Below are 23770 nucleotides of genomic sequence, written 5' to 3'. Positions count from 1 at the left end.
AAGGACGACAAACTCATCGGCGCCTGCCTTTACGGCGACACCGTGGACGGCAGCTACTACTTCAAGCTGCTGCGTGATGGCCGCAGTGTGGCCGACATCCGCGACAAGCTGATTTTCGGAGAGTCCAACCTCGGCGACGCAGGCCACGAAGGCCAGAACAAGGCCGCACTGATGGCCGACGACGCCGAAGTCTGCGGCTGCAACGGCGTCAACAAGGGCACGATCTGCAAGGCCATCAAGGAAAAGGGCCTGTTCACGCTCGATGAAGTACGCAAGCACACCAAAGCCAGCGCATCGTGCGGCTCCTGCACCGGGCTGGTCGAACAGATCCTCATGTTCACCGCCGGCGGCGACTACTCGGCCACGCCCAAGCTCAAGGCCATGTGCGCCTGTACCGACCACGGCCACCAGGCGGTGCGTGACGCCATCCGCGCCAACAAGCTGCTCAGCATCTCTGACACCTTCAAGTTCATGGACTGGAAGACGCCCAACGGCTGCGCCACCTGCCGCCCTGCCGTCAACTACTACCTGATCAGCACCTGGCCAAAACAGGCCAAGGACGATCCGCAAAGCCGCTTCATCAACGAACGCAGCCACGCCAACATCCAGAAAGACGGCACCTACAGCGTCATCCCGCGCATGTGGGGTGGCGAGACCACGGCGAGTGAGCTGCGCCGCATCGCCGACGCGGTCGATAAATACAAGATCCCGACCGTCAAGGTCACCGGCGGGCAGCGTATCGACTTGCTGGGCGTCAAGAAGGAAGACCTGCAGAACGTCTGGAAAGACATCGGCATGCCTTCCGGCCACGCCTACGCCAAAGCCCTGCGCACAGTCAAAACCTGCGTGGGCAGCGAATGGTGCCGCATGGGCACACAAGACAGCACGCAAATGGGCAAGGACCTGGAGCGCGCCATGTGGCGCATGTATGCACCGCACAAGGTCAAGTTTGCCGTGAGCGGCTGCCCGCGCAACTGCGCCGAATCCGGCATCAAGGACGTCGGCATCATCGGTGTCGATTCGGGCTGGGAGATGTACATCGCCGGCAACGGCGGCATCAAGACGGAAGTGGCCCACTTCTTCACCAAGCTCAAGACGGCCGCCGAGGTGCTCGAATACACCGGCGCCTTCTGCGAGCTCTACCGCCAGGAAGGCTGGTACCTGGAGCGCACGGTGCACTACGTCAACCGCGTCGGCCTGGACTATGTGAAGAAAAAAATCCTGGAAGACCACGAAGGCCGCAAAGCCCTGTGGGAGCAACTGCAGTTTGCGCTGGACGGTGAACCGGACCCCTGGTTCGACCTGAAGGAAGCGTCGGTAGACGCCCGTCAGTTCGAAAAACTCACGCCCGCCTGACCGGCTGCCCGTCTTAAGCCTGAATTGAGAGATCACTATGTCTGAATGGAAAAAAATCTGCCTGGTCACCGACATCCCGGTGCTCGGCTCGCGACGTGTCTCACGCGCCAAAGGTATTGACGTGGCCGTGTTCCGCAATGACCAGGACCAGGTGTTTGCGCTGCTGGACCGCTGCCCGCACAAGGGCGGCCCGCTGTCGCAGGGCATCGTGTTCGGCACCAGCGTGGCCTGCCCCCTGCACAACTGGACCATAGGCCTGGCGGACGGCTGCGCCAAGCAGCCCGACGAAGGCTGCACGCCCAAATTCACCTGCAAGGTGGAAACAGGCCAGGTCTTCCTCGACGCTGTCGAGCTGGACACGCTGGCGCTGGATTTGCACCCCCCCCGCGCCGGCCCGGGTGCAACCAGTGGCGCATTGGGTGATGAGAGCTTCAGCGTGCAGGCGCCTCACACGGCATAAACCGCATCACCGGAATAAACACGAAGGCTCCCTGAACATTCATGACTGATACCCGATCAACTTGCCCGTATTGCGGTGTCGGCTGTGGAGTGATTATTGAGTCGCAAGGCGACGAAATCACCGGGGTACGCGGTGACCCGGATCACCCGGCCAATTTCGGGCGGCTGTGCACCAAGGGCTCAACGCTGGCGCTGACCGCGACGGCGGCCGTTACGCGACAGACGCGCTTGCTGCAGCCGATGCGGCGCGAACATCGGCATGAAGCGCCCAAGCCGGTGTCCTGGGACAACGCGCTCGGCTTTGCCAGCGAAAGCTTTGCGCAGATCATCCGCGAGCATGGGCCCGATGCGGTCGGTTTTTACATTTCAGGCCAATTGCTGACGGAAGACTATTACGTCTTCAACAAGCTGGCCAAGGGTTTGATCGGCACCAACAACGTCGACACCAACTCGCGCCTGTGCATGAGCAGCGCGGTGGCGGGTTACAAACAAACGCTGGGCGCAGACGCACCGCCTGCCTGCTACGACGACGTGAACCACGCACAGTGCATTTTCATTGTCGGCAGCAACACCGCCTATGCGCACCCGATTCTGTTTCGCCGCATTGAAGACGCCAAGGCGGCCAACCCGGCGATGAAAATCATTTTTTGCGACCCGCGCCGTACCGACACGGCCGAGATCGCCGACCTCTACCTGGGTATACAGCCGGGCACCGATGTGTCGCTCTTTAACGGCATGCTGCACATCATGCTGTGGGAAGGCTGGGTTGACGCGGCCTACATTGCGGCGCACACCACGGGCTTTGACGCGCTCAAGGCCACGGTGCGCGACTACACGCCCGACCTGGTGGCCGAGACCTGCGGCATCAAAAAAGAAGACCTGCTGGCTGCCGCGAAACTCTTCGCCACTTCGGCCACCACGCTGAGCCTGTACTGCCAGGGCCTGAACCAGTCCAGCAGCGGCACCGCCAAGAATGCCGCACTCATCAACCTCCACCTGGCCACAGGCCAGATCGGCAAACCGGGCGCCGGCCCCTTTTCATTGACGGGGCAGCCCAATGCCATGGGCGGGCGCGAAGTGGGCGGCCTGGCCAACCTGCTGAGCGCGCACCGCGACCTGGCCAACCCCGATCACCGCGCCGAAGTTGCTGCGCTGTGGGGCATCCCCTCTGTGCCTGAGACACCGGGCAAGACAGCTGTTGAAATGTTCCAGGCCGCGGCGGACGGCGAGATCAAGGCACTGTGGATTGCCTGCACCAACCCGGCTCAGTCCATGCCCGACCAGGCCACGGTGCGCCGCGCGATGGAGCGCGCCGAACTGGTGATCGTGCAGGAGGCCTTTTCCACCACGTCGAGCTGCGACTACGCCGACCTGCTGCTGCCGGCCACGACCTGGGGCGAAAAAATCGGCACGGTGACCAATAGCGAACGCCGCATCAGCCGCGTGCGGCCGGCCGTGGCTGCGCCGGGGCAAACGCGGCATGACTGGTCGATTGCGGTGGACTTTGCCCAGCGGCTTGAGAAGCTGCTGCCCGGCCGCACGGCAAGCGGCACTACCCTCTTCCCTTATTCACTCACCGATGAAGCCACCGGCGCGGAAACCATCTGGAACGAACACCGCGAATCCACCCGCGGCCGCGACCTCGACATCACCGGCTTGAGCTACGCCCTTCTGGACGATGGGCCGCAGCAGTGGCCCTTCAAGCCGGGCGATACGGCCGGCAAAGTGCGGCTGTATGAAGACGGCATCTTCCCCACCACCGATGGCAAGGCCCGCTTTGTCAACACCGTCTACAAGCCGGTGGCCGAACCACGCGAATCACGTTATCCGTTTTCCCTGACCACCGGACGGCTGCGCGACCAGTGGCACGGCATGAGCCGCACCGGCACGCTGGGGCGCCTGTTCGGCCACGTGGCCGAGCCCTGCGTGCAAATGAATGTGCAGGACATGGCGCGGCGCCTCTTGAAAGACGGCGATCTGGTGCATGTGACATCCAAGCGCGGCTCCATCGTGGTGCCGCTGCAGGCCTCACCCGAGGTGGCGGTGAGCCAGGCCTTTATCGCCATGCATTGGGGCGAAGAGTATTTGAGCGGCCAGTCGACCGGCGGCACACCGCTGGCGGGTGTCAATGCGCTCACCACCTCGGCTTATTGCCCCAGCTCCAAACAACCCGAACTCAAGCACGCTGCGGTGAAGATCCTGAAAGCCGAAATGCCGTGGACGCTGCTGGCGATGGCCTGGCTGCCCGAGGGCGATGCGCTGGCGGCGCGTGAGCAGCTCAAGCCGCTGATGGCGCAATTTCCCTTCACCAGCTGCGTACCGTTTTCCAACAACACACCGCTGGCCGACCGCAGCCTCGAACGCACCGGCGTGCTGTTTCGCGCGGCCAGCCATGAGGCGCCGCCTGACGAAACACTGGCCGCGCTGGAACGCATCCTCGGGTTGGATGCGGCCGATGTGCTGCGCTACGCCGACCGCAAAAAAGGCCAGCGACGCACCATGCGCCTGGTGCGCAACGGAGGCGACGCCCACCTCGCAGGCTTTGTGCTGGCGGGAGATACCAGCGCCCAGGCCTGGATCAAAACCCTGCTGCAGGACGAGCTGGCCGCGCAGTCCTACGGCCGCCTGTTGTTGCTGCCCGGCGCCAGGCCACCGGTGGCGGTGCAGTCGCGCGGCAAGCCGGTGTGCACCTGCTTTAACGTCAGCGACATGGCCATTGACGAACACCTGTCGCTACTGGCAACCGGCGGCGGCGGGGCCGGCCACCTGGGCACCGACGAAGAGCGGCTGGCGTCCCTGCAGTCCACGCTCAAGTGCGGCACCAACTGTGGTTCGTGCGTGCCGGAACTCAAGCGCCGGGTGCGGTCGTCGCGCAACGACGCTCCACCTTCAGCACCCCGTACCGTGATCCCCATCCGGCAAGTGGCTTAAGTTCATAACGAAAAGTTATCTGCGTTAGCGGACAATCACCTTTATGGGCATTAGCCAATACATCAAGGAAATCGGTCGCGGCAAGGATGGCGCCCGCGCTTTGTCGCGCGAGCAAGCCACCGACCTGATGGGCCAGGTGCTGGACGGCACGGTGACCGATCTCGAAATTGGCGGCTTTTGCCTGGCCATGCGCATCAAGGGTGAAACGCCCGAAGAGATGGCGGGTTTCCTCGATGCGCTGCACCAGCGCCTCAATCACCTGCCCGTCAGCGACAGCCCCACCGTGGTGCTGCCCAGTTACAACGGCGCGCGCAAGTTGCCGGTGCTTACGCCGCTGCTGGCGCTGCTGCTGGCGCGTGAGGGCGTTCCAGTGCTTATCCACGGCACACCCACCGAATCGAGCCGGGTTTTTGCATCAGAAGTGCTCCTGGCCCTAGATATACCTGCGCAAGCAGCTATTAAAAAGATAGCAAATGGCGAGGTGGTGTTTGCCCCGACCGAGCTGCTGCTGCCGGCGCTGAAACGCCTGCTGGACGTGCGCCGCGCGGTCGGCCTGCGCAACCCGGCACACAGCCTGGTCAAGATCATGACGCCCTGCCTGGGCAAAAGCCTGGTCGTCAGCAGCTACACACACCCGGAATACGCGGTGTCGATGGCGCAAACCTTTGAGCTGACAGGCGCCAATGCGCTGCTGCTGCGCGGCACCGAAGGCGAAGTGGTGGCCGATGCGCGCCGCATGCCGCAGATGGAAGCCTTCGTCGGCGGGCAGCGCTCACTGCTGCAAGAGACACAGCCCGGCACGCTGGCCTCCATTCCCGACTTTCCCAAAACAGTGGACGCAGCCGCCACAGCGGACTACATTCGCGCCGTGCTCGCAGGCGACCTGCCTGTGCCGCCTTCGATCGCCCGTCAGGTGGAACATATCTTGCACTTGCTCCCTCAAATCAAGCAGCCTCACATCACGACATCATGAACAACGGAAAAGTCACTTTGGTAGGCGCAGGCCCCGGCGATCCGGAACTGCTGACCCTCAAGGCACTGAAAGCCATCCAGCGCGCCACCGTGCTGCTGGTGGACGACCTCGTCAGCGACGAGATTGTGGCGTTTGCGCGGCCCGAGGCCCGCGTCGTGTATGTGGGCAAGCGCGGCGGCTGCAAGTCCACGCCGCAGGCCTTTATTGAAAAGCTCATGCTGATGGCCGCGCGCGAAGGCGAAGAGGTCGTGCGGCTCAAGGGCGGCGACCCATTCATCTTCGGCCGTGGCGGCGAAGAAGTTGAACACCTGCGCGCCGCGGGCATTGAAGTGGAAATCATCAACGGCATCACCGCCGGCCTGGCCGCCGTCACTTCGCTGGGCGTGCCGCTCACGCACCGCGAGCACGCGCATGGCGTGGTGTTTGTCACCGGGCATGCCAAACCCGGCGACACCGGCACCGACTGGAAGGCCCTGGCCGCCACCGCGCACAGCGCACGCCTCACACTGGTGATTTATATGGGCGTCAGCGGCTCCGAGCGCATCCAGGACGAGCTGCTTTCGGGCCTGCCCGCCGCTACGCCGGTGGCCGTGATCCAGAGCGCCTCGCTGCCCACGCAGCGCCACATCACCACCACGCTGGGCGCGCTGGCCGGCGCCATCCGCGAAGCCGGCCTGGTCAGCCCCTCCGTCATCGTGGTGGGTGACGTGATCAGCGGTATAGCGCTCGCCGCCGCGCATCCTGACGCAGTCCGCGTGGCCTAAGCGCCTGTTTACGATCTAAACACGCGTCACACCGCTGTCATGCGCTGTGCCTAAGCTCCCGGTCTTTCGACTGGAGCATTCATGTCCCTCCGTTTTCTGGCCGTCGCGCTGCTGGCGCTCAGCATGGCCTCTGCGCAAGCGCAAAGTTTTTCATTCGGCCTGTGGGGTGATATGCCCTACCAAAAAGCCGGCGACGATCCCAAGATTCCCGCGCTACTCAAAAGCATCAACCAGTCGGACATCGCCTTCTCGATTTACGACGGCGACATCAAGGACGGCAGCTCCAAGTGCACCGACGACATCTATGCGGCAGCGCTCACCATGTTCGGCGAGCTGAACAAGCCCGTCATCTACGTACCCGGCGACAACGAATGGACGGACTGCCACCGCCTGAACAACGGCGGCTATGACACCCTGGAACGCCTGACCCACCTGCGCAAAACCATGTTCCCGACCACCCGCAGTCTGGGCAAGCGCACCCTGCCGCTGGTTCACCAGGCCCCCCTGGGCGAGAAGTTTGTGGAGAACACGCGCTTTGCGCATCGCGGCATCATTTTTGCCACGCTCAATGTGCCGGGCAGCAACAACAACAAAATACTGGACGAAAAGGACTGCACGCAAAAAAGCGCGCGCACCGCCGCGCAGTGCGAAGCCTCCAACACCGAATACCTGGAGCGCGACGCGGCCAACGTGCGCTGGCTGCAGGAAGCCTTCGCCCAGGCCAAGGCCAGCAAGGCGCGCGGCCTGGTGCTGGTGATCCAGGCCGACCCCGGCTTTGACCTGCCGGAAACCGAAGACAGGGACGAGAGCCAGGCGCCGGGCGTCAGCGGATACCGCAACTTCATCAGCAGCGTCATCGCCGAAACAGAGCAGTTCTCCGGCCAGGTGTTGCTGGTGCACGGCGACACGCACTTCTTCAAGGTCGACAAGCCCCTCTACAGCCCCAGCAAGCTGCTGGCCAACCTCACCCGCCTGCAAACTTTCGGCAGCCCGCTGATCCACTGGGTGCGCATCACCGTGGAGCCGAAGAACCCCAACGTGTTCACGATCCAGCCGGTCATCGTCAAGCAATAAGCTCCGGCCCCCAGAGGCCGTGCAGGCGGGGCAAGCGCTGCACGGCGCTCTCATCCCACAGCTACACTCCCGACATCAAAACAACAGCAGAGGGAACGGCGCGATGCTTGAAAAACTCAATGAATTGACGGAAAGCCACGGCGAGCTGCGCCGCGGCAAGGGCCTCATGAGCGGAGTGGTCGCCCTCAGCCTGGGTGTGCTGTGCTTCCTGGGTGTGCTGGCCTTTCACTTCCCCGAATACCTCACCACACCGGAACTGCGCAAGAGCTACAACGTCGACGTGATCCGCATCGTGATGTTCACCTCGCTGGTGATTGCCGGCGGCATCTCGCTGGTCAACATCATCTTCAACCGCTCGCGCTGGCTGKCCGGTGCCGCCTTTTTGCTGGTGGTGGCCACCGCGCTGCTGGGTGGGCACAAGGTGCCGGTGAACGACTTCGCCGACAACACGCCTTACATCGGCCTGGACTGGTTCATCCTTGACCTGCTGGGCTCCTCGCTGATCTTCATCTTCATTGAAAAGCTGTTTGCGCTGCGCAAAGAGCAGCCGGTGTTTCGCGCCGAATGGCAAACCGACTTTCACCACTTCATCGTCAACCACATGATCGTGGGCTTTGTGCTGCTGGCAACCAACTTGCTGGTGCACAAGTTCTTCGGCTGGGCTGCCAACGACGGCATACGCGGCTGGGTGCAGGGCCTGCCCTTCTGGGGTGGCGTGTTGCTGATCGTTCTGGYGGCCGACCTGGTGCAGTACTGGACCCACCGCGCCTACCACGAGGTGCCGATTCTGTGGCGCCTGCACGCCGTGCACCACAGCGCCAAAAGCATGGACTGGCTCGCCGGCTCGCGCCAGCACATCCTGGAGCTCTTGATCACCCGCACGCTCATCCTGGCACCCATCTACGTGCTGGGTTTTTCCAAGGAAGTGATCGACGCCTACATCGTCATCGTCGGCTTCCAGGCGGTCTTCAACCATGCCAACGTGAGCGTGCGCCTAGGCCCGCTGCGCTACGTCATCGTCACGCCCAACTTCCACCACTGGCACCATAGCCAGGATCAGGAAGCACTGGACCGCAATTACTCGGCCCACTATGCCTTCATCGACTACCTCTTCGGCACAGCCGTGAAAAGCACCCGGCTCTGGCCGGAGCGCTACGGCGTGCTGGGCGACTACGTGCCGAATGGCTTTTTGAAGCAGCTGAAGTTTCCGTTTACCTGGAAGGGCTGAAGTTTCTCATCATGATTTGCTATGGTTTTTATAGCTGCTTGCGCTCATCCACATTGGCCCAGAGGCTGATTTGACACATCAATTCGATGTGATCGTGATCGGCGCGGGTGCAGCCGGCCTGTTCTGCGCTGCCCAGGCCGGGCAGCGGGGCCTGAAGGTGCTGCTGGTCGACCATAGTGAGAAGGTGGCCGAGAAGATCCGCATCTCGGGCGGCGGCCGCTGCAACTTCACCAACCGCGACGCCACGCCCGCCAACTTCCTGAGCGAGAACCCGCACTTCTGCCGTTCGGCCCTGTCGCGCTACACCCCGCAGGATTTCATCGAGTTGCTGCAGCGTCACAACATTCCGTTTCACGAGAAGCACAAGGGCCAGCTGTTTTGCGATCGTTCGGCCGAAGACGTCATCAACATGCTGCTGGCCGAGTGCGACGCCGGGCATGTCACGCGCTGGCAACCCTGCACCATAAAAAGCATCAAATACGGCTCCAGCCCTTATGGAAATGGCGCAAGCAGCTATCAAATTGAGAGCGATCGCGGGCCGGTCGAAGCGCCGCAAGTGGTCATCGCCACCGGCGGCCTGTCGATCCCGAAGATTGGTGCCACCGATTTCGGCTACCGCATCGCCAAACAATTCGGCCTGCGGCTGGTGGAGCCGCGCGCCGCGCTGGTGCCGCTGACCTTCGACGGCGAAGGCTGGGCACCCTATGCCCAGCTGGCCGGCCTGGCGCTGCCGGTGCTGATTGAAACCAGCCCGGCGGATGCGACGCCCAAACAACGCAAAAAGGCTGTCGTGTTTTCGGAAGACCTGTTGTTCACCCACCGCGGCCTGAGCGGTCCGGCAGTCCTGCAAATCTCCAGCTTCTGGCGCGAAGGCCAGCCCATCCGCATCAACCTGGCACCCGGCGTGGACCTTCCGGCCCTGCTGCTGCGCGCCAAGGCCACCTCCAAAAAACTGATCGCCAACGAACTCGCCACCCTGGTGCCCAGCCGCCTGGCCGACGCATGGGTCAGCCGGGACCCTGCCCTGCAGCGCCCCATCAGCGAAGCCACCGACAAGGCCTTGCTGGCCCTTGCGCAACGCCTGGCCGACTGGGAACTCACCCCCAACGGCTCCGAAGGCTACAAAAAGGCCGAAGTCACCATTGGCGGCGTAGACACCCGCGATTTATCCTCCCAGACCCTGGAATCGAAGCAGCCAGGCCTCTATTTCATCGGAGAAGTCGTCGACGTCACCGGCTGGCTGGGCGGTTACAACTTTCAGTGGGCCTGGGCCAGCGCCTACGCCTGCGCGCAGGCCTTGGCCGCAAGAGCGGCCGACTGAGCCAAACAAAATCCCCAATTTCCAACGGAAACACCGGAAAATAAAGGGCCCCAGCGAAGCGAGGGCCCGGACCCCTCCCCTACCAGCATGAGCCGTGGAACCGGCTTTGCCGGGCCACAGGCGGGCGGCCCCCTCGGGGGGCAGGGAGTTACACGAAGTGAACGACCGTGGGGGTGCTATAATCTCAGGCTTTGCTAGCAAACCCGCGCCTGGCCTGATCCTGATCAGATCAATTAAGGCGCACCTTTTGGATCAACTGAACAATGACCACCATCCGTGTAAAAGACAATGAGCCCTTCGACGTGGCTCTGCGCCGTTTCAAGCGCACCATTGAAAAACTCGGCCTGCTGACCGACCTGCGCGCCCGCGAGTTTTACGAAAAACCAACGGCAGAGCGCAAGCGCAAGAAGGCAGCCGCCGTCAAGCGCAACTACAAGCGTATCCGCTCGATGCAATTGCCGAAAAAGCTGTACTAATCTTTAGTACCGCCTCACGGCAACAAAAAGCCCGCACGAGGACGCTCTGCGGGCTTTTGTGTTTTTGGCGCAATGCGCCACCCCACCCTATTCGCTTCAGGAGCATCATCAATGTCAGCACTCAAAGACCAGATCACCGAAGACATGAAGACCGCCATGCGCGCCAAGGACAGCGAGCGCCTGGGCACCATCCGCCTGCTGTTGGCCGCCCTCAAGCAAAAAGAGGTGGATGAACGCGTGGTGCTGGACGACGCAGCCGTGGTCGCCATCGTCGACAAGCTGATCAAGCAGCGCAAGGACTCGCTCGAAGCTTTCCAGAAGGCCGAGCGCAAGGACCTGGCCGACAAGGAGGCAGCCGAGCTGGTCGTGCTGCAGGCCTACCTGCCCGCGCGCCTGAGCGCCGACGAAGTCGCCGCCGCTGTGAAAGCCATCGTCGCCGAACTGGGCGCCACCGGCCCCGGCGATATGGGCAAGGTCATGGGTGCCGTTAAGGCCAAGCTCGCCGGCAAGGCCGACATGGGCCAGGTGTCTGCCGCAGTGAAGGCAGCGCTAGCCGGCTGAATACAGAGGTGGGCGGCTACATGTACCCGCCTTAAGCCAGTTCAAGCCGCGGAACCGGCTTTGCCGGGCCGCAGGCGCAGCGGCCCCCGAGGGGCTGGAGCCTGCGGCTCCAAAGCTGCTTGAGCAGCTTTGGACAGGCGACAGAGGCGAAGCGTCTCGCGAGCCGCGGCCTGCAAGGCCTCGGGAGCTACACGAAGTGAGCGACCGTGGGGGCTTCAGCTCCCCGCGACCTTCATCCGGTTGACGAGAATCGAGCCCACCGTTTTGGCACCGTAGTTGTAGGCATCCGCGCCCACGGCGTCGATGCCCATGAGCATGTCCTTGAGGTTGCCGGCAATCGTGATTTCTTCGACCGGAAAGGCGATGCGGCCATTCTCGACCCAGAAGCCCGAAGCCCCGCGCGAGTAGTCGCCCGTCACGTAGTTCACGCCCTGCCCCATCAGCTCGGTCACAAAAAGGCCGCGGCCCAGCTTGCGCAGCATGGCGTCCAGGTCGTCGCCCTTGCGGGTGTTGCGGCTGGTCATGATCAGGTTGTGCGAGCCGCCGGCGTTGCCGGTGGTGCGCATGCCCAGCTTGCGGGCTGAGTAGGTGCTCAGAAAATAACCTTCGACGCGGCCAGCCTCCACCACCTGGCGTGCCCTGGTCTTGACGCCCTCTTCGTCAAAGGGTGCGCTGCCTTTGCCTTTGCGCAGGTGCGGGTCTTCGGCGATGTCGATGTGTTTGGGGAAGGCAAGCTTGCCCAGGCTGTCGGCCAGGAAGGTGCTTTTGCGGTAGAGCGCGCCGCCGCTCACGGCCTGCACAAAGCCGCCCAGCAGGCCCGCTGCCAGCGGCGACTCGAACAGCACCGGGCATTGCGTGGTCGGGATCTTGCGGCTCTTGAGCCGTGCCAGTGCACGCTCAGCGGCATAGCGGCCTACCGCTTCGGGAGCCGCCAATTCACCGGCGTCGCGCATGGAGCTGTACCAGGCATCGCGCTGCATCTGGTCGCCCCTGCCCGCAATCGGCGCCACCGAGATGCTGTGGCGCGAACTGGCGTAACCGCCGCGAAAGCCCTTGGTATGCGCACTGAAAAAATGGCTTTGCTGCGCCGATACACCRGCGCCTTCGCTGTTGGTGATCAGGCGGCTGGTGCTCAGGGCCGCGGCTTCGCACTGCAGGGCGAGCTGGGCGGCTTCTTCCGAATTGATGGACCAGGGGTGAAAAAGGTCGAGCGCCGGATGCACGCGCGCAATGTCGCGGTCATCGGGCAGGCCGGAGGTCTCGTCTTCCGCCGTGAACCGCGCAATATCGTAGGCTGCTTTCACAGTCTGCTCGATCGCTGCTTTGGAGAAGTCGCTGGTGGCGGCATTGCCGCGTTTTTTTCCGATGTAGACGGTGATGCCCAACGACTTGTCGCGGTTGCGTTCGACGTTTTCAAGCTCGCCCTTGCGCACGCTGACTGAGAGCCCGCAGCCTTCGGAGGCTTCCGCGGCGGCATCGGTGGCCCCCAGTTTTTTGGCATGGCCAAGGGCGCTGTCGACGAGTTCCTCGAAAAAATCACGGTGGTAGCTGAAACCGGATTCGGGCTGGCCTGACTGGCCCTTGGGGACCGGGACGAGGCGGGAAGCACTGCGTGTTGCGCCGCTGGCGCGAGAAGAAGCTTTTTGGGTCATATGGGTAGCTATGATACTGACTGCTATGAACAACAAGACTCCCAAGGCCATCAAGGGCTACTGGTCCAACGGCCGCTTCGTCAAACCCGAGGAAATCGCGCTTGAAGAAGTCGGCCCGCCCAGCAAAACCCAGCTCAAGGCCGAGGCCGACGAAAAACAGGCGCTCGGTGAAGCGCTGCTGACCCTGCGCGCCGATTTGATGGCGCGCCTGGACCTGCCCGACAAGCTGCGCGACGCGATCGCCGATGCCAAAAAAATCACCAACTTCGAGGGCAGGCGCCGCCAGATGCAGTTCATCGGCAAGCTGATGCGCCCGCTGGACCCTGACCCCATCCGCGAAGCCATCAACGAGCAGCTCAACGGATCGGCCGACCTGACGCTGGCCCTGCACCTGGCCGAGCAATGGCGCGACAAGCTGATCGCCGATGACGCCGCGCTGGGTGCCTGGCTCGAAGAACACCCCGGCACCGACTCCCAGCAACTGCGCGCGCTGATCCGCCAGGCCCGCAAGGACGCCAAGCCCGAAAAACCCGGCGAAGCGCCGCGGCACGGCAAGTCCTACCGCGAGATTTTCCAGCTGGTCAGGCAAGGCATGGCACGAGGTCCTGAAGATGGCGAGGAGCCTGAAGCGTGAGCGCCTCCTTTGACGCGGTAAAGATCGGCATTGTCTCGGTCAGCGACCGTGCATCCGCCGGCGTCTATGTCGACAAGGGCCTGCCGGCACTCAAGGACTGGCTCACCCGCGCCCTGCGCAACCCCATCACCTTTGAAGAGCGCCTGATCCCCGACGAGCAGGCGGGTATCAGCGCCGCATTGATTGAGTTGGTCGACACCGGCTGCTCGCTCGTGCTGACGACCGGCGGCACTGGCCCCGCGCTGCGCGACGTGACGCCTGAAGCCACGCTGGCTGTTGCCCACAAGGAAATGCCGGGTTTTGGCGAGCAGATGCGGCAGATCAGCCTGAAGTTTGTCCCGACGGCCATCCTGTCGCGCCAGTGCGCCGTCATACGCGACAAATGCCTGATCATGAACCTGCCGGGCCAGCCCAAATCGATTGCGGAAACCCTGGAAGGTCTGAAAAACGCCGACGGTTCCCAGGCTGTGGCGGGCATCTTCGCCGCCGTGCCTTATTGCATCGACCTGATCGGCGGCCCTTACCTGGAAACCGATGAAGCGGTGTGCCAGGCGTTCAGGCCCAAAAGCGCCATACGCCCGCCGCGCTGAAACCTTGCCGCTCGCCAGTTTGGGCCTGGCCCCTTTCTCACGTAGTATTCGGGCTTTACAACACGAGGAGCTGAGATGGACGACCTGATTGAAACGCCGAGCAAGGAATCGAAAAACACCGCCGTGCTGATCTGGATCGGAACCCTGTTTCTGGGTTTCATTCCTGGTCTGATCGTTTACCTGGTGAAAAAGGACGACGCCTATATCCTGGACCAGTCCAAGGAAGCGCTCAACTGGTCGATCACCGCGACCATCGGCTATGTGGCGGCAATGATCCTGACCTTTGTGCTGATCGGCTTTCTGGTGTTCGCGGCGCTGGGCATCTGCCACCTGGTGTTCTGCGTCATGGGCGCGCTGGGCGCCTCCAATGGCAAGGCCTTCCGCGTGCCGTTCGCGCTTCGCCTGATCAACTGAAGCCCACCGGCGAAAACAAAAAAGGAAGGGCTCGCCCTTCCTTTTTTTTGCCCGTCTTATTCGCCTGCCTGTCTCACTGCCCTATTTACCGACCAGCTGATTGAGCTTGTCGGCCTCAAAGGTTTCCGTAAGCGCGGCGTCCTGCGGCACGCAATCCTTGCTCATGGCCGTCTGCGGTCCGGAGAGTTTCTCAATTGCTTGCCACAGCAGGGCGATCTGGTGCTCCTGGCCGGCGGCGCTGTCGATCAGCCCGCGCATGGCTTGCGACAGCGGGTCATCCTCTTGCGTGATGCCATAAGCCGAAAACTGGGTAATGGTGACGTCGGCGCTTTCCCCGGTTTTGGAGGGAATGATGCGCGCCGGGATGCCCACCGCCGTGGCGCCTGCCGGAACCGGCTTGATCACCACTGCGTTGCTGCCAATCTTCGCGCCGTCACCCACCAGGAAACCGCCAAGCACCTTGGCCCCCGCACTTACCACCACATCGCGGCCCAGGGTCGGGTGGCGTTTGGTGCCTTTGTACAGCGAGGTGCCGCCCAAAGTCAYGCCCTGGTAGATCGTGCAGCCGTCGCCGATTTCAGCGGTTTCGCCGATGACAACCCCCATGGCATGGTCGAAAAACACGCGTTCACCAATTTTGGCGCCAGGGTGGATTTCAATGCCAGTCACCCAGCGTGAAAAATGTGAAATGAAACGGCCCAGCCACTTGAAACCGTGGTTCCAGCACCAGTGCGCCCGGCGGTGCAACACCTGCGCATGCACGCCGGGGTAGCAGGTCAGTGCTTCCCAGGCCGTACGCGCGGCAGGGTCGCGGTCAAGAATGCACTGGATGTCGGAGCGAAGTCGGGAAAACATAGGCGAAGTCTACTGAGGCTGTGAACTGCTTGCTGGGACCACGCTTTTGCCCCTGGCTTCGGAGGCCTTCTGCAGCATGGCTTTGGCCACGCCGCGCAGAATGTGGATCTCTTCGGGGCTGAGCTGCGCACGGTTGAACAACTGATTAAGCCGCGGCATCAGTTTTTTGGGCGAGGCCGGATCCAGGAAGCCGATGCCGGTCAAGGCCTCTTCMCAGTGCCTGAGCATGCCCGCCACTGCGGCCGCGTCGGCCAGCGTCGGCTCCGCCGTGGCGGGCTGCACGCTGAAACCGCCCAGCGCCTGGCGCCAGTCATAGGCAATCAGCTGCACCGCCGCGCCCAGATTGAGCGAGCCGAACTTCGGGTCGGTCGGAATGCTCAGCGCCACATGGCAGCGGTAAACGTCCTCGTTTTGCATGCCAAAACGCTCGGAACCAAACAAAAAAGCAACGGAATCGGGCTTCTGCTCAATAGGGGCAAGCGCAAGCAGCTCCTCTTTTGATAGCAGACCTGCCAGGCCCAGCAGCTGCGCAAAGTGCTGGCGCGGCGCCCGCGTGGGCGGGCCGAAGTCGCGTGGCGTCATGGCGGTGGCGCACAGGTGCGCCATGCCGTCCACGGCTTCGTCCAGGGTGGCCACAATGCGGGCGTTTTTGAGAACGTCGAGCGCCCCGCTGGCCCGCTGGATGGTTTCTTCGCGGTTGAGCACATTGGCCCAGCGCGGCGCCACCAGCACCAGGTCGTCAAAGCCCATGGTTTTCATGGCACGGGCCGTGGCCCCCACATTGCCGGCATGGCTGGTATTGATCAGGATGAATCGCGTGTGCATGGAGCTGGATTGTCCTATGCCGGCGGCTTCAGGACGCGGAGCAATGCCTCCACCTTCGGCGACTTCGCCCCTTTGCGCCAGATCAGGTCAGTCTGGGCGCAGTCGCTGCCCGGCGGCAATGCGTGGATGCTGAGCCGGCCCCGCTCCGGAAAGGTTGCCAGCACGCTGCGCGGCACCAGCGAAATGCCCATGCCCACCACCACGCAGCCCAGCATGGCATGGTAGGACGTGATTTCAATCGTCTGCACCGGCATGCTGTTTTTCAGCAAGTACCAGGCTTCCAGCCGCGCGCGATGCGGGCAGCCCTTTTCGAAAGCCACCATGGCACGCGGAGGCTCACTGTGGATTGCCGTAATGGGCGGGTGCCCGGCACTCGCAACAATAACCAGTTCCTCGGTGTAAATCGCCTCTCGTTCAAAGGGACCCTCCGCAATAGCCCCAGTGACCAGCGCCGCGTCCATCTCTCCCGCCAGCACAGCTGCGGCCAGTTGCTGCGGGTTGCCGGTTTTAAGCGCAAGCCTGACCTTCGGATAGAGACGCRCAAAATCGCTCAGAGGGGCCGGCAACCGCACAGCCGAAGTGCTTTCCATGGCGCCAAGCACAAATGCGCCGCGCGGCTGCCCGCCCTGCACCGCATCGCGTGCTTCGTCAGCCAGGCTGATCAGGCGCCCGGCATAGTCCAGCAACACCTGCCCGGCTGGCGACAGGTGCAGCCGCTTGCCCTCACGGATAAAAAGCGGCACGCCGAGCTTTTCCTCCAGCTGACGGATACGCGTCGTGATGTTGGATTGCACGCGGTGCAGGCGCTCGGCGGCACGTGTCACACCGCCCGCCTCCACCACGGCACGAAAAATAACCAGGTCGCTCAGCTCCATGATCTCTTGAAAAGATATTAATTATCTTTATTATTCATTTTTCAGAATGAATTGTCACGCGTATCGTCCAGCCTTCATCACTTCACACCACCCAAGGAACAAGAATGGCAAAGGCTTACTGGATCGTGCGCGTCTCGGTGCGCAATATCGAGGAATATCCTCGTTACCTCACGGCGGCGCGGCCGGCCTTCGAGAAGTTCGGGGCGCGCTTTCTGGTGCGCGGCGGCGCGTACGAATGCATGGAGGGCAGCTCGCGCGAGCGCAACGTCGTCGTGGAGTTTGCCGACATGGTGACCGCCAGGGCCTGTTATGCCAGCCCTGAATACCAGGCGGCCCGGGCGATACGCCAGCAACATGCAGACGCAGATTTCCTGATCGCGGAAGGCGCCTAGAACAGGTTTCTGGACGATTGGGACGCGATATCGCCCTTGAGGAGGGGTTGAAAGGGGACTGGAAAGGGTCGTATCGCGTTTATGGGAAAATACCGGCATTGCCCGCCGCCCGCATCGCCGGCGCCGGTTCGTTCCGCTCTTCCCTACAAGTTATGTCCAGCAATCTCCACCCCATGCTCAACGTGGCCATCAAGGCCGCGCGCGCTGCAGGCGCCATCATCAACCGTGCGGCGCTTGACGTCGAATCGGTTCGCATTTCGGTCAAGCAGACCAACGACTTTGTCACCGAAATCGACCAGGCCGCTGAAGCGGCGATCATCGAAACCCTGCTGACCGCCTACCCCGGCCACGGCATCCTGGCCGAAGAATCCGGCAGCGAGCATGGCGCCAAAGACTCCGACTTCGTCTGGATCATCGACCCGCTGGACGGCACCACCAACTTCATCCACGGCTTTCCCGTCTATTGCGTCAGCATCGCGCTGGCCGTCAAGGGCAAGGTCGAGCAGGCCGTGGTGTATGACCCCACCCGCAACGACATTTTTTGCGCCACCAAAGGCCGCGGCGCCTACATGAACGACCGCCGCATCCGTGTAGCCAAGCGCACCCGGCTGCAGGAATGCCTGATCTCGACCGGTTTCCCCTACCGCCCCGGTGACAAGCTCAAAAGCTATCTCAACATGCTCGGTGAAGTCATGAGCCAGTGCGCCGGCGTGCGCCGCCCGGGCGCTGCGGCGCTGGACCTGGCCTACGTGGCAGCTGGCTTCAGCGACGGCTTTTTTGAAACCGGCCTCAAGCCCTGGGACGTGGCGGCCGGCTCGCTGCTGGTCACCGAGGCCGGCGGCCTGATCGGCAACTTTACCGGCGAGGCTGACTTCATCGACCACGGCGAATGTGTGGCCGGCAATCCGCGCATTTACGGGCAGATGGTGGCCACTTTGGGTAAATACAGCAAATTTGCCGGCGCCGGCGACAAAGCCACGGTACGTCAGACCCTGCAGGAAGACACTGTGAGCACCGAGACCGCCGACACCACCGCCCAGCCCGCAGACAAACCAAAGCTGACCGCCAAAAAGATCAAGGCCCCCGCGGCACGCCCCGATACCACACCGGACGCACCCTTCTAGCACCAGCCGTTGTAGGCAAAGGCCGCGATGAAGGCTTGAGCCGTATAGCCTCAGCTAAAATTTCCGCACTGCGCAGGGAGTCGCATGCATGCAGCGGCCCCGACCGAACTGTTTTCGCACCTGGTAATAACTAGTAATAAAACTATGCCTGAATCCACCGTAAAAACCTCTTCCACATCGGCTGATGCAGCCTTGCTGCGCGAGGTCGCGGAACTGGTGGTGAGCGCCCTCAACCTTGAGGTGAGCGCCGACGATGTACAACCCGACGAACCGCTCTACGGCGACGGCTTGGGGCTGGATTCCATCGACATCCTGGAAATTGCGCTGGTTGTCTCCAAGCACTATGGCCTGCAGCTCAGGGCGGACCACGAAGACAACCACGCCATCTTTCATTCGCTGCGAAGCCTGGGCGACCATATTGCCGCCTGGCGAACCCAGTGACAGCTGTGCTGGCGACACGGTTTACCCAAGCCTGTCGCTGGGGCGGCATCGCGGCTTTGGGAATCGGCTACGCTGTGCTTTCCCATCTGGCCGCGGCATCGACGGCGCCGGGCTTGCTTGAGGCGCTGGTCGCCGTGCTTCCGCTGCTGGTGCTGGCCGTTGTCCTGGCCTGGCGTTCACCGCAGCGCCCTGTCATGCTGGCCCTTTGTGGTGTAGCCTGCCTCGGGTTTTATCTGTTCAGGGAATGGCTGATCACCCATTACAACTGGGTTTTCCTGCTTCAGCATGCGGGCACATATGCCCTGCTATGCGGAACTTTCGGCCGCACACTCGTGCAAGGACGCACACCGATGATTGCGCAGTTTGCCCGCATCGTGCATGGCGAGCTTTCGCCTGCGCTTGTTTCGTACACGCGGTCGGCCACCTTGGCGTGGGCCTTGTATTTCGGAATCATTGCGGGCTTTTCATTGCTGCTGTTCTGGCTGGCGCCCATTGCTGTGTGGTCCACTTTTGCCAATCTTCTGGGCATTCCCCTGCTCGCACTGATGTTTGCAGCGGAATATGCCGTTCGCTGCTACGCATTGCCGGCAGCAGATCGTGCCGGTCCGCTGGAGGCCATTCGCGCCTACCGGCAGGCTTCCGCAGAAAGCCGCGCGCGCCGGCCATGACGACGTTTCCGCTGATCTCGCACACCCGGGCTGAAGACGTTGTGGCTTGCAGCCATGGCCAGGCCGTTACCGTTGAACATTTTCTGGCCGATGTCAGGCAGCTTGCGGCGGCCCTGCCCTCAGGCAAGCATGTTCTCAATGTCTGCGCAGACCGCTACCGATTTGCCGTGGGTATGGCGGCCGCCCTGCTGGCAGACAAGGTCAGCCTGCTGCCACCCACGCTGACGCCGGAAATGGTGAAACAGGTCCGCAGCTTTGCACCAGACGTGTTTTGCCTCGCGGACCAGCCACAGTCCCTGGCCCTGCCGTTACTGAGCTGGACGGATGCGATGACGCCACGTCCGCCAGGCACCGCAACTGGCATGCAGTGCGATATTCCGCAAATTCCCGCATCGCGCATTGCCACCATCATGTTCACCTCCGGCTCGACCGGCACGCCGGTGGCGCACCGGAAAAGCTGGGGCGGGCTGGTCCGCAGCGCGCGGGCTGAAGCCGACCGGCTCGGCTTGCTGGATGGCCGCAAGCACAGCATCGTGGCGACAGTGCCTCCGCAGCACATGTTCGGCTTCGAGTCCACCGTGTTGCTGCCGCTGCAAAGTGGCGCCATTCTGGTGGCTGCCCATCCGTTTTATCCGGCCGATATCTGCGCCGCACTGGCGCAAGCGGAGCGCCCCCGCATGCTGGTGACCACGCCCGTGCATTTGAAAGCGCTGCTGGCTTCAGGCCTGGACATTCCGCAGGTTGACCTCGTGCTGTCCGCCACGGCACCCCTGCCACCCCAGCTGGCATTGGCCACCGAAGCCCGGCTGCAGGTTCCTCTGCTGGAAATCTACGGCTCCACCGAAACGGGACAAATCGCCACGCGGCGCATGACCGAGGCCCTGCCGTGGACACTCTTTCCAGACGTCACGCTGAGCATCAAGCAAGGCCAGACCTGGGCCTCAGGCGGCCATGTCGACCAACCCACCCCGCTGGCCGATGAACTGGAGTCGGTGTCGGACACACAATTTCTTTTGCACGGCCGGACTGCCGACCTGATCAATATCGCGGGCAAGCGAAGCTCGCTGGGCTACCTGAACCATCAGCTCCACGCCATACCGGGCGTGATGGACGGCGCCTTCTTCATGCCGGACGAGGGTTCCGGCGACACCGTGGTACGGTTGATGGCTTTCGTTGTGGCGCCGGGCCTGACGGCGCCGGCCCTTTTGGCGGCACTGAGGGAGCGGATTGACGCCATCTTCATCCCGCGGCCCCTCGTGCTGCTCGACAGCCTGCCACGCAACAGCACCGGGAAATTGCCGCGCGATACGCTGGTTACCCTGGCGCGCGACCATCTTCAAAAGAAATCTCCCGTTCCGGGCGAAACCCGGTTTTCCATCGCCCCTGACCATCCGGCGCTTGCCGGGCATTTCCCCGGTACACCCATTGTTCCCGGTGTGGTGTTGCTCGACGCCGCCATACACGCGGTACAACACGCACGTACCGGCCATGCCCCGGAGGTCTGCCAGATCAGCTCGGCGAAATTCCTCAGCACGGTGGGGCCCGGTGAGACGCTGACCATCTCCTGCAGCACCACCGCCTCCGGCAGCACGCGCTTTGACATTTCCAGCGGCGACCGAAAAGTTGCCACCGGAACCTTGCTGCTATCGCCGCAGCCATGAACACGCCACGCGGAGCCAATGCGACATCCGGCGCCGAATGGCAGCAGCTCCCGGAACGCAGCAACGGCTTCATGCTGCGTGTCATGACCTGGATCTCGCTGAACCTGGGCCGTAGCGCCAGCCGCATCGTCCTTTACGGGATTGCAGCCTATTTCCTTATTTTCGCGCCGGCGGCGCGCCGGACGTCGCGAAACTACTTGCGGCGCGTGTTCGACCTGCCGTCGCCCGCTGCGGTCGGCTGGCGTCATCTGTTCCGGCATTTCCTGAGTTTTGCTTCTGCCATTCACGACCGTGTTTACCTGCTGAATGACCGCTTCGAGCTGTTTGATATCCGGGTGCACAACCAGCAACTGATCGACAAGGTGGTGGCTGACGGAAGAGGCGTGTTCCTCATCGGCGCCCATCTGGGCAGTTTTGAAGTTCTGCGGGCCATCGGGCGCCAGCAACCGGGCCTGCGCATTGCCATGGTGATGTACGAGGAAAACGCGCGGAAAATCAACGCGGCGATGGGCGCCATCAATCCCAAAGCGCAGCTGGACGTCGTGGCATTGGGACATATCGATTCCATGATCAGGGTGCACGAACTGCTGGATGAGGGTGCCGTCGTCGGCATGCTGGGTGATCGGTCGCTGGGCAAGGACGACACCTATTCCATCGAATTCCTCGGAGACGCCGCCGAGCTGCCGCTGGGTCCTTTTCGCATGGCCGCCATCCTGAAACGCCCCGTGTTGTTCATGACGGGGCTGTACCGCGGCGGCAATCGTTATGACATTCATTTCGAACCTCTGGCGGATTTCTCGACGCTACCTTCGCGCGGCCGCACAGCGGCGGTGCAATCCGCCATGACGCGCTATGCTGCACTGATGGCGCAATACTGCCGCAGCGCGCCTTACAACTGGTTCAATTTTTTTGATTTCTGGCGACCTGCGCCGCGGCAGTCCGGCCAGCCCGAACAAAACACCTGAGCATATGACACACCTTATTCAGCAAACATCCACCCCCGCCTCATCGCACGTCACGCAACAGCCGTCACGGCCCGTCTTCGCGCTGGCCGCAGTTGTGGTGGGTCTGGTGTTGGCCGCATTGAGCCCGGCAGCGCTGGCCGCCTGGGACCTTCAGCAACTGATGGATTCGCTGGCGCAAACCAAGTCGGGCCGCGCCACCTTCGTCGAAAAAAAGAGCATTGCGTTGCTCGACAAACCGGTGGAATCGTCCGGGGAACTGCTCTATACCGCGCCAGACCGGCTGGAAAAGCGGACGCTCAAACCGAAGCCTGAATCCATGGTGGTGAACGGCGGAGAACTGGTGATTGAACGCGGGAAGCAAAAATACCAGTTACGGCTCCAGGCGTACCCCGAGCTGGCCGCATTCATTGACAGCATTCGCGGCACCCTGGCGGGCGACCGCAGCGCCCTAGAGCGCAACTACCGGCTCAGCCTCGAAGGCACGGCCGAACGCTGGACCCTGCAATTGCAGCCCGTCGATCCCAAAATGCAGGCGGTGATCCAACGCATCCGCATTACGGGTGTGCGTGACCAGTTGCGCAACATCGACATCGCCCAGGCCGATGGCGACAGCTCCACCATGACCATCGAGCAAGTGGCCGCCCCGTGATGAACGGCGCACGCGGCCGCATGGCAGCCATTGCGGTATGGCTGGCATTCCTGATCGGTTGCGGCATTGTCATCAGCCGCACACAGTTCACGACCGACCTGTCGGCGTTTTTGCCGCGTACTCCCACACCCGAGCAACAACTGCTGATGGACCAGCTGACCGAGGGCCTGGCCTCGCGCCTTGTCCTGGTAGGCATAGAAGGCTCCGACGCCCCTCAACGTGCAGCGCTTTCCAAAAAAATGGCGCAGCAGCTGCGCACCGATTCCGCTTTTGCCAGCGTGGCGAATGGCGAACCCGTCAATAGCGAGCGGGACCGCAATTTCCTGCTCAACCATCGCTATCTGCTGAGCCCTTCAGTGACGCCGGAACGATTCAGCGCGGATGGGTTGCACACGGCCCTCACTGACAGCATCGAATTGCTCGCTTCGCCCGCAGGACTGATGGTCAAGGCCCTGCTGCCCCGCGACCCTACCGGCGAAATGGTGCAGTTGCTGGGCCAGCTCAACGGCGGAAGCCAGCCGCAACAGGCCCATGGCGCCTGGACTTCCCGTGACGGCAAGCGGGCACTGATGCTGCTGCAGACCCACGCAGCAGGCTCTGACACCGATGCCCAGCAACGTGCCATGGCCGCGATTCGCCAGGCCTTCGATGCGGCGGGCGGTTCCTCAGCTGGTGCCAGCTTCGTCATGACAGGCCCTGGCGTATTTTCGGTCACGTCCCGCGAAACCATTCAAAGCCAGGTGAGCCACCTCTCGCTGATCAGCGTGGTGCTGATCGCGACGCTGTTACTGCTGGTTTACCGTTCTGTCAGCGCCCTTTTGCTCGGATTTTTGCCCGTGCTGAGCGGCGCGCTGGCGGGGATTGCCGCAGTCAGCCTGGGTT

Annotated in this window: 25 protein-coding genes; 21 read left to right on the top strand and 4 right to left on the bottom strand. The window is 62.7% G+C overall.

Translation table 11 applies throughout. The features are described 5' to 3' along the window. The 10 genes from AC1D1P_RS01115 to AC1D1P_RS01070 all read left to right on the top strand — a co-directional run. On the top strand, nt 1-1356 hold a 1356-nt coding region (locus AC1D1P_RS01115; protein WP_477671836.1), incomplete at its 5' end, for a (2Fe-2S)-binding protein. A gap of 37 nt (nt 1357-1393) precedes the next feature. Then, the gene (gene nirD / locus AC1D1P_RS01110; protein WP_477671574.1) at nt 1394-1816 is read left to right on the top strand and encodes a nitrite reductase small subunit NirD; all 423 of its coding nucleotides are present in this window, start codon (nt 1394-1396) and stop codon (nt 1814-1816) included. 41 nt (nt 1817-1857) lie between these two features. After that, nucleotides 1858-4746, top strand: coding sequence for a nitrate reductase (locus AC1D1P_RS01105; RefSeq protein WP_477671573.1), 2889 nt, complete (start codon nt 1858-1860; stop codon nt 4744-4746). A gap of 43 nt (nt 4747-4789) precedes the next feature. After that, entirely contained in the window at nt 4790-5719 is a 930-nt protein-coding gene (ybiB, locus tag AC1D1P_RS01100) for a DNA-binding protein YbiB (protein WP_477671572.1), read from the top strand. Then, nucleotides 5716-6483: a uroporphyrinogen-III C-methyltransferase gene (gene cobA / locus AC1D1P_RS01095; RefSeq protein WP_477671571.1), complete on the top strand. Its 768-nt coding sequence runs from the start codon at nt 5716-5718 to the stop codon at nt 6481-6483. The genes ybiB and cobA overlap by 4 nt, the downstream gene beginning before the upstream one ends. Nucleotides 6484-6564: 81 nt before the next feature. Next, nucleotides 6565-7557: a hypothetical protein gene (locus AC1D1P_RS01090; RefSeq protein WP_477671570.1), complete on the top strand. Its 993-nt coding sequence runs from the start codon at nt 6565-6567 to the stop codon at nt 7555-7557. A 103-nt stretch (nt 7558-7660) separates the two neighbouring features. Continuing rightward, nucleotides 7661-8785, top strand: a complete 1125-nt coding sequence (locus tag AC1D1P_RS01085) for a sterol desaturase family protein (protein WP_477671835.1) — start codon at nt 7661-7663, stop codon at nt 8783-8785. A 70-nt stretch (nt 8786-8855) separates the two neighbouring features. Further along, nucleotides 8856-10106 (top strand): BaiN/RdsA family NAD(P)/FAD-dependent oxidoreductase, encoded by a 1251-nt coding sequence (locus AC1D1P_RS01080; RefSeq protein WP_477671834.1) that lies wholly within the window; start codon nt 8856-8858, stop codon nt 10104-10106. Between the two features lie 263 nt (nt 10107-10369). Then, complete coding sequence (rpsU, locus tag AC1D1P_RS01075; RefSeq protein ID WP_007872347.1) at nt 10370-10582, top strand: 30S ribosomal protein S21; 213 nt, start codon at nt 10370-10372, stop codon at nt 10580-10582. 111 nt (nt 10583-10693) lie between these two features. Continuing rightward, nucleotides 10694-11143 (top strand): GatB/YqeY domain-containing protein, encoded by a 450-nt coding sequence (locus AC1D1P_RS01070; protein WP_477666378.1) that lies wholly within the window; start codon nt 10694-10696, stop codon nt 11141-11143. A gap of 215 nt (nt 11144-11358) precedes the next feature. Here AC1D1P_RS01070 and pmbA read toward each other — a convergent pair whose 3' ends face one another. After that, complete coding sequence (pmbA, locus tag AC1D1P_RS01065; protein WP_477671833.1) at nt 11359-12795, bottom strand: metalloprotease PmbA; 1437 nt, start codon at nt 12793-12795, stop codon at nt 11359-11361. A 25-nt stretch (nt 12796-12820) separates the two neighbouring features. Between pmbA and yjgA the strand changes: the two genes are divergently transcribed. The 3 genes from yjgA (at nt 12821) to AC1D1P_RS01050 (ending at nt 14433) form a co-directional block, all read left to right on the top strand. Beyond that, nucleotides 12821-13429 (top strand): ribosome biogenesis factor YjgA, encoded by a 609-nt coding sequence (yjgA, locus tag AC1D1P_RS01060; RefSeq protein WP_477671566.1) that lies wholly within the window; start codon nt 12821-12823, stop codon nt 13427-13429. After that, complete coding sequence (gene mog, locus AC1D1P_RS01055) at nt 13426-14019, top strand: molybdopterin adenylyltransferase (protein WP_477671565.1); 594 nt, start codon at nt 13426-13428, stop codon at nt 14017-14019. The genes yjgA and mog overlap by 4 nt, the downstream gene beginning before the upstream one ends. Nucleotides 14020-14094: 75 nt before the next feature. After that, entirely contained in the window at nt 14095-14433 is a 339-nt protein-coding gene (locus AC1D1P_RS01050; protein ID WP_477648091.1) for a DUF4870 domain-containing protein, read from the top strand. 81 nt (nt 14434-14514) lie between these two features. On the opposite strand, the gene cysE is transcribed toward AC1D1P_RS01050, so the two are convergent. From cysE to AC1D1P_RS01035, 3 genes are read right to left on the bottom strand one after another with little or no spacing between them, the layout of a single operon-like run. Further along, nucleotides 14515-15288, bottom strand: a complete 774-nt coding sequence (gene cysE, locus AC1D1P_RS01045; RefSeq protein WP_477671832.1) for a serine O-acetyltransferase — start codon at nt 15286-15288, stop codon at nt 14515-14517. Nucleotides 15289-15297: 9 nt separating this feature from the next. Further along, nucleotides 15298-16113 (bottom strand): RNA methyltransferase, encoded by an 816-nt coding sequence (locus AC1D1P_RS01040; protein WP_477671831.1) that lies wholly within the window; start codon nt 16111-16113, stop codon nt 15298-15300. A 14-nt stretch (nt 16114-16127) separates the two neighbouring features. Beyond that, a complete protein-coding gene (locus AC1D1P_RS01035) occupies nt 16128-16988 on the bottom strand; it encodes a LysR substrate-binding domain-containing protein (RefSeq protein WP_477671830.1) in 861 nt (286 codons plus the stop codon). A 104-nt stretch (nt 16989-17092) separates the two neighbouring features. On the opposite strand from AC1D1P_RS01035, the gene AC1D1P_RS01030 reads away from it, so the two are divergent. The 8 genes from AC1D1P_RS01030 to AC1D1P_RS00995 form a co-directional block, all read left to right on the top strand. Beyond that, the gene (locus AC1D1P_RS01030) at nt 17093-17380 is read left to right on the top strand and encodes a DUF1330 domain-containing protein (RefSeq protein ID WP_457279102.1); all 288 of its coding nucleotides are present in this window, start codon (nt 17093-17095) and stop codon (nt 17378-17380) included. Nucleotides 17381-17532: 152 nt separating this feature from the next. Beyond that, a complete protein-coding gene (locus AC1D1P_RS01025; protein WP_457279103.1) occupies nt 17533-18504 on the top strand; it encodes an inositol monophosphatase family protein in 972 nt (323 codons plus the stop codon). A 144-nt stretch (nt 18505-18648) separates the two neighbouring features. Next, nucleotides 18649-18945, top strand: coding sequence for a phosphopantetheine-binding protein (locus AC1D1P_RS01020; protein WP_457279104.1), 297 nt, complete (start codon nt 18649-18651; stop codon nt 18943-18945). After that, entirely contained in the window at nt 18942-19613 is a 672-nt protein-coding gene (locus AC1D1P_RS01015; protein ID WP_457279105.1) for a COG4648 family protein, read from the top strand. Before AC1D1P_RS01020 ends, AC1D1P_RS01015 begins: the two co-directional genes overlap by 4 nt. Beyond that, the gene (locus tag AC1D1P_RS01010; RefSeq protein WP_477671829.1) at nt 19610-21274 is read left to right on the top strand and encodes an AMP-binding protein; all 1665 of its coding nucleotides are present in this window, start codon (nt 19610-19612) and stop codon (nt 21272-21274) included. The genes AC1D1P_RS01015 and AC1D1P_RS01010 overlap by 4 nt, the downstream gene beginning before the upstream one ends. After that, nucleotides 21271-22239 (top strand): LpxL/LpxP family acyltransferase, encoded by a 969-nt coding sequence (locus AC1D1P_RS01005; protein WP_477671558.1) that lies wholly within the window; start codon nt 21271-21273, stop codon nt 22237-22239. The genes AC1D1P_RS01010 and AC1D1P_RS01005 overlap by 4 nt, the downstream gene beginning before the upstream one ends. A gap of 4 nt (nt 22240-22243) precedes the next feature. Then, a complete protein-coding gene (locus AC1D1P_RS01000) occupies nt 22244-22888 on the top strand; it encodes a LolA-related protein (RefSeq protein WP_477671828.1) in 645 nt (214 codons plus the stop codon). Then, on the top strand, nt 22888-23770 hold an 883-nt coding region (locus AC1D1P_RS00995; RefSeq protein WP_477671827.1), incomplete at its 3' end, for an MMPL family transporter. The genes AC1D1P_RS01000 and AC1D1P_RS00995, both read left to right, overlap by 1 nt.

It is taken from the genome of Polaromonas sp. P1_E1_2 (assembly GCF_056406035.1).
The sequence above is the reverse complement of the archived record's forward strand: the minus strand, read 5'-3'. Positions and strand labels throughout refer to the sequence as shown.

What these genes read in the sequence shown, in the direction of transcription:
- nirD (WP_477671574.1), top strand. Translation starts at nt 1,394, where the DNA reads ATGTCTGAATGGAAAAAAATCTGCCTGGTCACCGACATCCCGGTGCTC.
- AC1D1P_RS01105 (WP_477671573.1), top strand. Translation starts at nt 1,858, where the DNA reads ATGACTGATACCCGATCAACTTGCCCGTATTGCGGTGTCGGCTGTGGA.
- ybiB (WP_477671572.1), top strand. Translation starts at nt 4,790, where the DNA reads ATGGGCATTAGCCAATACATCAAGGAAATCGGTCGCGGCAAGGATGGC.
- cobA (WP_477671571.1), top strand. Translation starts at nt 5,716, where the DNA reads ATGAACAACGGAAAAGTCACTTTGGTAGGCGCAGGCCCCGGCGATCCG.
- AC1D1P_RS01090 (WP_477671570.1), top strand. Translation starts at nt 6,565, where the DNA reads ATGTCCCTCCGTTTTCTGGCCGTCGCGCTGCTGGCGCTCAGCATGGCC.
- rpsU (WP_007872347.1), top strand. Translation starts at nt 10,370, where the DNA reads ATGACCACCATCCGTGTAAAAGACAATGAGCCCTTCGACGTGGCTCTG.
- AC1D1P_RS01070 (WP_477666378.1), top strand. Translation starts at nt 10,694, where the DNA reads ATGTCAGCACTCAAAGACCAGATCACCGAAGACATGAAGACCGCCATG.
- yjgA (WP_477671566.1), top strand. Translation starts at nt 12,821, where the DNA reads ATGAACAACAAGACTCCCAAGGCCATCAAGGGCTACTGGTCCAACGGC.
- AC1D1P_RS01050 (WP_477648091.1), top strand. Translation starts at nt 14,095, where the DNA reads ATGGACGACCTGATTGAAACGCCGAGCAAGGAATCGAAAAACACCGCC.
- AC1D1P_RS01030 (WP_457279102.1), top strand. Translation starts at nt 17,093, where the DNA reads ATGGCAAAGGCTTACTGGATCGTGCGCGTCTCGGTGCGCAATATCGAG.
- AC1D1P_RS01025 (WP_457279103.1), top strand. Translation starts at nt 17,533, where the DNA reads ATGTCCAGCAATCTCCACCCCATGCTCAACGTGGCCATCAAGGCCGCG.
- AC1D1P_RS01020 (WP_457279104.1), top strand. Translation starts at nt 18,649, where the DNA reads ATGCCTGAATCCACCGTAAAAACCTCTTCCACATCGGCTGATGCAGCC.
- AC1D1P_RS01010 (WP_477671829.1), top strand. Translation starts at nt 19,610, where the DNA reads ATGACGACGTTTCCGCTGATCTCGCACACCCGGGCTGAAGACGTTGTG.
- AC1D1P_RS01005 (WP_477671558.1), top strand. Translation starts at nt 21,271, where the DNA reads ATGAACACGCCACGCGGAGCCAATGCGACATCCGGCGCCGAATGGCAG.
- AC1D1P_RS01000 (WP_477671828.1), top strand. Translation starts at nt 22,244, where the DNA reads ATGACACACCTTATTCAGCAAACATCCACCCCCGCCTCATCGCACGTC.